Source organism: Pseudoalteromonas aurantia, from assembly GCF_005886875.1.
In the GTDB taxonomy this organism is placed as follows: domain Bacteria; phylum Pseudomonadota; class Gammaproteobacteria; order Enterobacterales; family Alteromonadaceae; genus Pseudoalteromonas; species Pseudoalteromonas aurantia_A.
In genome coordinates, this window is record NZ_PNBY01000075.1 from 22,386 (window position 1) to 32,865 (window position 10,480).

A 10,480-nucleotide genomic window follows, 5' to 3' on the forward strand; every position below is an offset into this window, starting at 1 on the left:
GCAGACAAGTAATTATTCAAACCAGTTATTGTTTGGTTATCTCTATAACTTGATTATGGCTTTCGTTGACCTGCCAACGGATATTAAAATCAAACAGTGTCATGCCATAAAACTGTGTTTCTTGCTTTTGCTTTTTGTAAGCTGGACGAGGGTCCTGCTTCAATACATTAGCGATAAAATCACGTAATTCTGGATAGGAAGTTTGCGCGGCAATAAACTCATCGGCTTGTTCACTAAAACTCACCGTCATATGTGTTTCTGGACGTGTGTCGGCGAAACCTGCACTGGCATCGTGCATCGCATCCGAATAAGGTAGGTAGGGTTTTATGTCTACAATGGGCGTGCCATCAAGTAAATCGATACCTGATAACAATAAAGCCAGTTGCCCATTTTCATACTCAACCCCTTCTAACTTTACCGCGCTCATACCAATGCCATTAGGCCTAAACGTGGCGCGGGTGGCAAATACCCCTTTTTTTTCATTGCCACCAAGACGAGGTGGACGAACCAATGCGGAATAGCCTTTGTCAGCGGTTTCATGGAATCGAAATAAAAGCCAAAGGTGTGAAAATTTATCGATGCCACGAACAAATTCTTCACGGTTAAAGTTTTGGCAAAAAAGTAACTTTGCTTTGGCTTGAGGCACTAATCTTGGTTGACGAGGTATGGCAAACTTTTGTTTATAAGGGGATGAAATATAGCCTATAGGCTCAATTTGGTAAGTATCCACAGGTTCTCTTGTCTGGTCGTACAGCTGATTTCGTATAATGTCTATTGTACGTGGGAATAAAAAATTAACCAATGTGAAATAGACTGTAATGGCATGTAATATCATTATTTTAGATTGAAGGATAACCTAGTACTCAGATAAAGCAGAACATTAGGATACATACCAATTATCATGGGTGTAAATAATAATGACCCTAAAATAACTACATATAGTACTCATGGAATGCCACTAAAGTCAGGCAGTTACATAGAGGTACTAGGTGAACGGGCGGGTGGGTTAAGACATCATTGGTCAGAGCAGACAACTATATTTGCTCAACTACAAAAGCAAACGCGTGCTAACCGCAATAAAGAGCAAGGTTGTAAAGACGAATTTGAACAGCTTTTATTTGCCTGTTGTGAGTTAAATCTCAAGCAATACAGCCCGCAAATTCGGCACGAATTTTTTACCTACATACTACAAAGTAAATCAGTTTTAAGAACGCTATACACGTATTTACAGTGCAGTGATGTGCCTGCTGAACATTATCAGGTAATTCTAGAAAATGCCAAATCAATGTTACAGCGCAACATTGTAGAACCGAGTTCAGAGCTTACTTTGCATTTAAAGTCGATGATTAACCATGCAATTTATGGCCTTGCCCGCGAAGCGCTCGCTTGCGCTTATGAAGCGTAGCGCGTGTTATATTATAGCAATATAGTCAGTAACGCCTCATGTTAACTTGCTTCGAATCGGTCGATGATTTTTAGAATAAGTGTTTTAGCTTCAACAAACTCAAAGTCATTAATAAGTTCTTCTAGCGCTGCTGAATCATCAGCAGACATAAAGTTTAAATCCGTCAGCTCATTGGTTGTTTCTATGGCTTCTACATCACTGGAGTCAATAAGCTCAGCCAATAAAGTGAGTTTTTCTTTTATGCTTCCTCTGTCGAGTGTGCAGGCTTCGGCTGACTGTTTTTTCGTATCATTACTGCTAGTGCGTTGGCTTAACCGAAGTGCAATTTCCCGCAAGTAAGCAATGATGTGATGGATTTCATCGGTCCTAACTTCTTGCTCGTTATTTATCGCGGTCTCAAACTTATCGCCTGCGTCCGCTAAGCGAGTTGCGCATAAATTCGCAGCTGACCCTTTAAGCGAATGAGCAATACGTGAAGCATGTTCAGTATCGCCAACAATAAGCGCTTGCTCTAAATTGATCATTTCTTCAATTTGATTATTAATGAACTTAGTTAATATGCTCCAATAGGCCTTTTCGTTACCACCAATACGCTTTATGCCTTCGTCAAATGAAATACCTTCTAATTCGGTGTGAGATTCTTCAGGGGCGGTGGCGCCATTTGTGGTTTGCCCATTATTTTTTATGCCATTAGATGGCGCTATCTGCACCTGTTCATTTTTGCATGACTTATTTATTGATGCCTGTTCTATTAAAGAGTCTTGTGGTTGCTCTAATGCTGCATGAATCATATTGATCATGGTATTGAAGTTAATCGGTTTCGCAATATGACCATCCATGCCAGCATCGGTGCATTTGTCTACATCTTCTTGCATGGCATTGGCGGTCATAGCAATAATTGGCAGAGCCTTGAATGACTTACTTTTACGGATTTCTCGTGTTGCCGTCAGTCCATCCATCACTGGCATTTGCATATCCATTAAAACTAAATCAAAGTCTTCCTCTTTCATCATATTGACGGCTTCCAACCCATTGTTGGCTATCGTGATATGTAGATTGACCGACTGGAGCATTTCGTAAGCGACTTCTTGATTGGTGATGTTGTCTTCGACTAATAACACCCGTTGTTGTGCAAAGACTGTACTTTCGATATCTGACACGGGGGCTGCATCATTGTCTGAAGGACGTTGCAGGCCGTAACATTCCATAATGCTATCGAGCAATATGGACGCATTAACAGGTTTAATAATTAAGCCATCTAATAAATCACTGATCTCCTTGTTCATGCCGACTTCTTTGCCGTAGGCAGTCACAAGTATCATCTTGGGTTGCTCTGACTGGTTCATGTTACGCATGTGTTTAATGGTATCAATGCCATTCATGCCAGGCATATTCCAATCCATAAAGATTAAATCGTATTGAGCGACCTCTAATTCATTAATGGCCGCTCTACCACTGTTTACACTGTTGACGGCTAGGCCCATTGTTTTCAATAAATTCCTTAAAATAGCACGTGCGCTGTCATTGTCATCGACGACTAATGCTTTTTTATCTTTTAGATTTGCTTCAGGACACAAAAAGTTGCGCATTTTTGCTTCTTGTAAGCCACAGCGTACACTAAAGTAGAACTCAGAGCCTTTACCAACTTCACTATTCACCCCAATTTCGCCGCCCATGAGCTCTACTAAATTTTTGGAAATACTTAACCCAAGGCCTGTACCGCCGTATTTCCTGGTAATAGAGCCATCGGCTTGCGAGAAGGCTTCGAATAACTTGGCTTGCTGTTCGTTTGATAGGCCAATACCACTGTCTTTAACGCTAAATCGCAGCATGACGTGGTCACTATTTTGCTCAATTATGGTCACGCCTATGACAATTTCACCTGTTTCGGTAAATTTGATGGCATTACCACATAGATTTATTAAAATTTGGCTCAAACGCAGCGGATCACCTATCAGACTGATTGGTACCTCAGGCGAAACATCAAGCAATAACTCTAAGTTTTTCTCTTGTGCTTTTACGGCATTGACTGTTGCCACATTGTCGGTGACTTCATCCAGTAAAAAGTTGATTGACTCCACTGTCATTTTCCCAGACTCAATTTTCGAAAAGTCTAGGATGTCATTAATGATACCGAGAAGGTTCTTTGCTGCTTGATCAATTTTGGTTATATAGCCTAGTTGTTGTGAATCTAAATTAGTTTTAAGTACCAAATGACTCATGCCAATAATCGCATTCATTGGGGTGCGAATTTCATGACTCATATTTGCCAAAAACTCACCTTTGGCGGTGCTCATTTGATCTGCTTGTTCTTTAGCTATGATGAGCTGTTGCTCCATTTCTTTGCGCTCTGTTACATCTAATATTAAGCCAACAATACCTGCGACCTCTCCATCGGCATTGCAAAAGGTTGCTTCGTAAATAACGACATCTCTAGGCTGGCCCTTTACGTTCATGAGCGTCATTTCAAAATTATGACTTCCGGGGTCTTGTAACAGACTTAATTCTGAGTCAACAAACTGCTGCGCAATATCTTTACTAAAAATTTCGTTGGGTGCTGCGCCAAGAACGTCGGCGTCAAATGTCCCGATAAAATCGTGAAATATAGAGTTAACACCCAAATATTCTCCGTCGCGATTGCGGTAATACATGGGATTAGGAATGGCATCTAGGATCTTGCGGTTCAGTTCTAATTGTTCCAGTACTTTCTTTTCGGTATTTCTTTGCAGCTCAATATTTTGCGTTAATTGTAAACTAATGGCTAAGTCTTGAATGACGGACTCTATCCATTCAAAGTCATTATTAGAGACGGGCTTTAAACTACCTAATTCTAATAAACCAACACATTCATTACTAACTATCAATGGAAAGTAGTATAGCTCAGATAAATACAAGCTTTCTCCATTTAGCTCAATTGCATATTGAGACTCTAGTAATGACATAGAGTAGGTTTGTTTACTGCTTAATACGTGAAAGTGAATTGAATCATAATTGTCATATGTTGAAGGTGATTTTTTACAATATCCAGTCCCAGCAACACGGGATAACTTTTCGTCGTTAAAAACATATAAGCCCAGTAACGGGACCGATAAGCGGCGACCTAAAAACTGCATAAGTTCTTCACCAAGTTCTTTGGCTGAGTTCTTGCCACGTAGCGCCAATCCAAAGTCTTTCATGATGGTACTAAACTGCAATTGTTTTGAAATATTGTGCAATAAAGTATTCATTGCTCGGGAAAAACTTGCGAGCTCGCCCTGAGTTTGTGTATCAAGTTTAAAGTTGTAATTATTGTCTGAAACGTGAGAAACCACTTTTCGCTGCATATTTGAAACAGGCTTTATGTACATTTTCCAAAGGAGATAAAACGATAAACCAATACTGGCGATTAGAGTAATACTAATGATTTTTTGAATAATATGCGAAAGCATCAAGGCATTAACATTTTTATTGATTTTGCTTTGCAGTTTATTGGCCATATGCCAGTGCGCATCGTCAATTGCGCTCATTATTTTCGCTTTTTCTACAAAGTATTTATCGCTGTACAAAATGCGTTGGGCTGCAATTAAATCAGGCGTGACTTGCACAGTCCAGTTCCCAAACTTATCTTGCGCGATACCTCTGACCGCGTTAAACGCACGTTGCTCGAGTGTAACCAGTTCATCGGACGTTGATAAAGCAAGCTTAATTTGGCTCAGTTCATAATCATCAATCCCGGCAATTTCAAATCGTTTGATAATTGATGGCCCTGTAGAGCCTTGATTTAGTTCAGGTAGCGCTGAAAATGGAGAAGCGAGGACATCCCAATAGCGATATGATTGTTGGTTTGGTTGTACCGCTTTTCCTTGTCTAACAGCTAGAACGTAGTTGAATAATTTATACCAGCGCTCATTACCCGTCATTGCGTAAGCTCGTGCAAAATTGGTTAATTGATCTGAACTTTGTTTTAACTCTTGTGCTAACTGACTGAGTTTTAGCAATTTCGTGCTATCTTGCTGCTTTAATCTCTCCATGCTTTCCATTTTATGAGCAATGTATTGAATTACGACACTCATACTGAACATCACTGAGAAAATAGTTATAAATAAAGTACGTACGCTGAGCATATAAATTTACCGAACTATATTTGGCACGATCACAATAATAGACCTAATATGTGTTTATTAGCTAATAATAAGCGAACAAAGTGGGCGTAATATAATGTAAAATAGGCACACTATGCTGGTTGTTGATGACGTAAAAGAAAACTTAGCGGTCATGTCGCAGTTACTTAAAGATGAATACCGAGTGATTGTGGCTATAATTGGAGAGCAGGCATTATGTTTGTTAGCAAATCAAAGAATAGATATTGTATTACTTGATGTTGCTATGGAACCCAGCGATAACATGCTGGCATAATGCCTTTCTAGCTTGTCATATATACATGAAATAGCTCGATAATACTTAATTATCCTAAAGGCATTTTCAACCAAGTGACGTTACTTGTATAGACACCAATACATACTGTCTTTATCTTGTCTATAATTGTGTTTAGTAATTACAGTTTCTCTGCCACGTTCCTTAAAAAAGTACGGAAAAGTTCGTTGTCATATCTTTTATCACAAACGATGGTATTAACTTCACCGAGTTGCTCAACTAAGCTTTTGGCATGCACTGTATCGTTGCGTTGTCCTTTTGATAAAACAAAGCAAACCGGCAGGCCACCACTATCCATAGCTAAGTGGATTTTGGTTGAGTGGACCCCGCGACTTTTTCCTATTTTTTTCTGGGCTTCCCGTAGCTGCACTTTTACTATGATGATGCGTTCGAACTACAGAGCCATCAAGAAAGGCCCGTTCAAAATCAGCTATGCTAGATAAGCTTTTAAAAAGGTTATCTAAAATCCCTTGCTTTGACCAAAGAAAATCGTCTGTAAACAGTACTCCACTCTACGAACTCAGAGGGTAGATCTCGATAAGGAATACCTGTTCTCATTCGATACAGTATTCCTTCAAATGTCATAAGGCCATGAAGAATTTAACTAATTATAACTGACACCTTTTAACCGACACCCACCTTAAATTGTCTATTTGCTTGAATGAATGCCTCTCGAAGCGGTTTTTATGGTAAAGTTTCGGTGTCAGGTATAAGCAATTTAGCAAGTTGACAATCGAATTGTGGCTCTGACTTATTTGTAAGCTAGATTATTAAGATGGAGACTACCAGCGTGAGGAAGTCATTATGTATCGGTGATGTGGTGATATTAACTTTAAATTTTTTAGTCGGTGGCTTTACTTTTTGGTTGATATATCAGCCAGATATTCACATTATAGTGAAAGGCACTACTTAATCTTTTTTGCGATTTATTACACATACAGTTTTAAAAAAAAGTGCGATTGTTCAGGATACCTGTCAGAGCTGTAACTTCATTGCGAAACCTAATTATTGGAATAATAGAACTACTTGAACAGAAGTGCAGTGCCCGAAGTGTGGGTATGTAAACAAGCGAAAAAGTGATGGAAACGAGTGGTTTGAGTGATTTCAATAACAGAGGAGTAATTTAGAGGTTACCCAACGTAAATCGATTGTGGCACGACTACCAGCATTAACTTTTGAATAGATATCACTTATTACTAAAAAGAAAAAGACAGATGCAGCGTCACCATCCCCACTCTGGTCTTGTGAAGTATGCAAAATCGGGGTATTACGATTTAACGGAATAGTTAATTCAAGTGAAGAGGCAATGAAATTAGTACGAACGAGTTAGCAGGGGAGCTTGCTGAACTTAATCAACGGGTTAACCTACTTAAGTGTGAGGGCTATCAAAGTGAATGCGTAGTGAAAATATCATTGATAAATCGCTGAAAACTAGCTCTAATGGCAAGATAAAACGTACTGGGTAATGCAGAGATGGTTTAAGTACGAAAGGCAAGCCGATAAAAATAGGCATAAGACAAGTTACGCCACTACAAGCAAACAGCAAATTTTTGCAGCATAAATGACACAAACTCCGACACACCGAGCAAGTAGCGGCTTAGTCCAACAAACGATTATGCAGCACAAACAACGTGCTGCATTAATACTGAATAGTTATACGACAAAGTAGAAATCACGAGAAGGTTCTTTATGAGTAAAATTCTAAAGATTGCAATGGTCTTACTGCTACTCGGCTTAGTTGGATATCTGGTTACACCCACTGAACGTTTATATCAGGTTGGTGTATCAGCCGAACGAAAGTTAGCTGGTCTAAGTACTAAATCAATTATGATTGATGAGGGAGAAATAGCTTACATTGCAGGTGGTAAAGGTGAAGTAATACTTTTCCTTCATGGTTTTGGGGCAAATAAGGATAATTGGGTCAGATAAGCAAAGCATCTTACAAATGATTACTCTGTGATTGCCTTGGATTTACCTGGTTTCGGTAATAGTTTTAAAGATATTAATTTGAATTATGATGTTGAGAATCAAGTTAGTAGGGTTAATAAATTTATAAATCAATTAGGTATCACAAAATTCCACATAGCTGGAAATTCAATGGGCGGTTATATAGCAGGAAATTATGCTGCTAAATATTCTGAACAAGTAATGAGCTTATGGCTATTGAATACGTTGGGTATTCAGTCCGCTGATGATAGTGAAATGTTCAAAGATATTTCTGAAAATAAAAGACCTATGGTTCTTGCAAGAAACAAAAGAGAGTTCGAACAATTGATTTCTTTCGTATTTGAAAACCCACCATTCATGCCGGAGTTCGTAATCTCTGAACTTTCTAAAAATGCCATAAAAAACATTGATCTTAACTATAAAATATTTCATGAAATTCATAAGATAGATCAAAACAAAATAAGTTTTTCTTTGCCCTTAGATTATGAGTTGGGTGATTTTATCAAGCCTGTATTAATTACTTGGGGCAGACAGGATAGAGTTCTTCATCATTCAGGTGCTAAAGTGCTTTCAAAAATAGTACCGCAATCTGAAATTATCATCATGGATGATATTGGCCATTTACCCATGATGGAGGCTCCAAAGGTTACTGCGGGTCAGTTTATTTCCTTTCATGGTCGAGACTGAGATCATAACAAAAATTTCGAGGCTGCATAAAATTCTACAAAAGAGCTGTACTAAATTGGGTGGAGTTACATTGTTCTTACCTTAAAGTTATTGTTTCTCTGTAAGTTTTATCAGCCGAGTTCTATATTCACACCTTCTCTGAAGCGTGCCTTTTATTTCTAATTTAAACTGCTGAAGTTTTTTAATTTTATCATCTATGTCCTTTTCCTTTGTTTTTAAAAAATACTCCATTTCTGCAGTTGTAAGTTTTTTAGCAAATAATAAAGAGGCTAATTGTTTTATTTCTTCTAACGTAAATCCTAGCTCTTTAGCGCGCTTTATTAAATTAAGTTGTTCAACATGCGTATTAGCATAGTCTTTATAGCCATTCTCTCCTCGATCTACTCTTGTCAACAGCCCGAGTTTTTCATAAAAGCGAATTGTATCCTTGGTCATACCTGTTTTTAAGCATATTGCACTAATTCTCATAAACCCTCTTGACTGTAGAGCATACTCTACGGTTTATTATAAGAATAAAGGAAAGTTAATGGAAACTTATTTCACAATATCTTGCAAAGATGGCCAACATATAAAGGCTGTAAGGCACACTGAAAAAGCAACAAAAAATGGCCCATTAGTGGTCATCAATTCTGCATTGGGCGTTAAGCAGGAATTCTATTTTCCTCTAGCAAAATACCTTGCGAATAAGGGGTTTTCTGTGATCACATGGGACCCTAGAGGGATCGGTTTATCAAGCCAACATGATGTTAGACACGATAAATCTAGGTTAAGAGACTGGGGGCAACGAGATTTAACATATCTACTCGATTATATAATTGAACGCTCCTGGACTTCATGGCAAAATTTAACCTTGATAGGTCACAGTGCTGGAGGTCATCTTGTAGGATTATGTCCACGTATAAAGCATATTAAAAAAGTAATCTTAATCTGTTCAGGTACCTGCTATTGGCAATTATACCCGCTTATTCACCAACCCAAAATGCTGCTTGCATGGTGTATTGTTTTTCCACTCGTATATAAAGTACTTGGTTATTTGCCAAATAAGTTTGGAATTGGTCATGATTTACCTAAAGGCATTGTATCTGACTGGAGAAAATGGAGCTTAAATGAAGATTATTTATTTTCTGACAACACCCTAGGAGAGCATTTTTACGCTAGTTATAGCGGTCAATTACATGCTGTTGGCTTTAGTGATGATACTGGCTTTTCCCCTAAAAAGACCATTGCTGATTTAGCCAAGCGATTCCCCCTTGCTAATAAAAGTATCAAAATATACAAGCCGAAAGAATTGAACAAAAATAAGATTGGTCATTTTGGCTTTTTTAAACCAGGCAATGAGCTTCTATGGGAAAACATCATTGTTAATAAAATTGATCGAGCAGGTTAGAAAAAACGGTTTGGAGAGGGTAACAATCTTTTTAGATTTTATCAAATACACAATAGCCACCGCTTAATGTGGCGCTAGAATTTAGATATTTAGGAGTTAATTTGAACATTATTACTAAACATATTAAGTGGATAATGGTTATGGCGGGTTTATTAACTTGTTCAATGGTCTTTGCGGTATTTTCGCCTCAAGCAACTTTGATAAGGGTGTTTGGAGAAGCTCTAACTCAGCCACTTGCGCAGATTGTTGTGAGAAGTTGGGGTTTTCTCATTTTTCTGATGGGTATACTATTAATTTATGGTGCTTATATCCCTGTTTATCGTAAATTAGCTTTGACAGTTGTAAGTACAAGTAAAATAGTTTTTATTACGTTAATTGTTATATTTGGTGAGCAATACATTGATAAATCAATGTTGACAATAATTTTAGATTCAACTTTAGTTTTTATATTTATATGTTATTTAATCAAGGTTAAAAATGTTACCTAATACTGGGCGCCCCTAAAAAATACTGGGAATACCCATATATGCCGCTGACAATTTTACCCTTTCAAAATTGCAATTGAAGTAAGTTATGAACTGTTATGGGCTGTTGAACGGTGCCAAATCAAGCGACTGCAAAGTCAGGGCAAGATCATGAAC

General features: G+C 38.1%; 8 protein-coding genes and 3 pseudogenes. 7 read left to right on the plus strand and 4 right to left on the minus strand.

The window, feature by feature from the left end; all coding sequences use genetic code 11:
- Positions 1–25 precede the first annotated feature (25 nt).
- Positions 26–730 (minus strand): tRNA (N6-threonylcarbamoyladenosine(37)-N6)-methyltransferase TrmO, encoded by a 705-nt coding sequence (gene tsaA / locus CWC18_RS15650; protein ID WP_138593572.1) that lies wholly within the window; start codon positions 728–730, stop codon positions 26–28.
- Between the two features lie 222 nt (positions 731–952).
- Between tsaA and CWC18_RS15655 the strand changes: the two genes are divergently transcribed.
- The gene (locus CWC18_RS15655; RefSeq protein ID WP_171041130.1) at positions 953–1,405 is read left to right on the plus strand and encodes a hypothetical protein; all 453 of its coding nucleotides are present in this window, start codon (positions 953–955) and stop codon (positions 1,403–1,405) included.
- A gap of 41 nt (positions 1,406–1,446) precedes the next feature.
- Here the strand turns inward: CWC18_RS15655 and CWC18_RS15660 are convergent, their stop codons facing one another.
- Positions 1,447–5,457, minus strand: a complete 4,011-nt coding sequence (locus CWC18_RS15660) for a response regulator (RefSeq protein ID WP_249930143.1) — start codon at positions 5,455–5,457, stop codon at positions 1,447–1,449.
- A gap of 163 nt (positions 5,458–5,620) precedes the next feature.
- Between CWC18_RS15660 and CWC18_RS15665 the strand changes: the two genes are divergently transcribed.
- Positions 5,621–5,800, plus strand: a complete 180-nt coding sequence (locus CWC18_RS15665; protein ID WP_138675648.1) for a response regulator — start codon at positions 5,621–5,623, stop codon at positions 5,798–5,800.
- Here CWC18_RS15665 and CWC18_RS21570 read toward each other — a convergent pair.
- Positions 5,737–6,400: pseudogene (locus CWC18_RS21570) on the minus strand (IS5 family transposase); the annotation flags it as partial. The gene CWC18_RS15665 and the pseudogene CWC18_RS21570 overlap by 64 nt on opposite strands.
- Before the next feature lie 616 nt (positions 6,401–7,016).
- On the opposite strand from CWC18_RS21570, the pseudogene CWC18_RS21985 reads away from it, so the two are divergent.
- The 3 genes and pseudogenes from CWC18_RS21985 to CWC18_RS15675 form a co-directional block, all read left to right on the plus strand.
- A pseudogene (locus CWC18_RS21985) lies at positions 7,017–7,148 on the plus strand (IS91 family transposase); the annotation flags it as partial.
- A gap of 359 nt (positions 7,149–7,507) precedes the next feature.
- Entirely contained in the window at positions 7,508–7,747 is a 240-nt protein-coding gene (locus CWC18_RS21280) for an alpha/beta fold hydrolase (protein WP_212747733.1), read from the plus strand.
- Positions 7,748–7,762: 15 nt separating this feature from the next.
- Positions 7,763–8,452: pseudogene (locus tag CWC18_RS15675) on the plus strand (alpha/beta fold hydrolase); the annotation flags it as partial.
- 87 nt (positions 8,453–8,539) lie between these two features.
- On the opposite strand, the gene CWC18_RS15680 reads toward CWC18_RS15675, so the two are convergent.
- A complete protein-coding gene (locus CWC18_RS15680) occupies positions 8,540–8,920 on the minus strand; it encodes a MerR family transcriptional regulator (RefSeq protein WP_138675649.1) in 381 nt (126 codons plus the stop codon).
- Between CWC18_RS15680 and CWC18_RS15685 the strand changes: the two genes are divergently transcribed.
- Positions 8,880–9,839: an alpha/beta hydrolase family protein gene (locus CWC18_RS15685; RefSeq protein WP_171041131.1), complete on the plus strand. Its 960-nt coding sequence runs from the start codon at positions 8,880–8,882 to the stop codon at positions 9,837–9,839. The genes CWC18_RS15680 and CWC18_RS15685 overlap by 41 nt on opposite strands.
- A gap of 140 nt (positions 9,840–9,979) precedes the next feature.
- A complete protein-coding gene (locus tag CWC18_RS15690; protein WP_249348301.1) occupies positions 9,980–10,327 on the plus strand; it encodes a hypothetical protein in 348 nt (115 codons plus the stop codon).
- Positions 10,328–10,480: the final 153 nt, after the last annotated feature.

Coding starts and splice junctions, on each gene's coding strand:
- CWC18_RS15655 (WP_171041130.1), top strand. CDS start 953: ATGCCACTAAAGTCAGGCAGTTACATAGAGGTACTAGGTGAACGGGCG.
- CWC18_RS15660 (WP_249930143.1), bottom strand. CDS start 5,457: ATGAGTGTCGTAATTCAATACATTGCTCATAAAATGGAAAGCATGGAG.
- CWC18_RS15665 (WP_138675648.1), top strand. CDS start 5,621: ATGCTGGTTGTTGATGACGTAAAAGAAAACTTAGCGGTCATGTCGCAG.
- CWC18_RS21280 (WP_212747733.1), top strand. CDS start 7,508: ATGAGTAAAATTCTAAAGATTGCAATGGTCTTACTGCTACTCGGCTTA.
- CWC18_RS15680 (WP_138675649.1), bottom strand. CDS start 8,920: ATGAGAATTAGTGCAATATGCTTAAAAACAGGTATGACCAAGGATACA.
- CWC18_RS15690 (WP_249348301.1), top strand. CDS start 9,980: ATGGCGGGTTTATTAACTTGTTCAATGGTCTTTGCGGTATTTTCGCCT.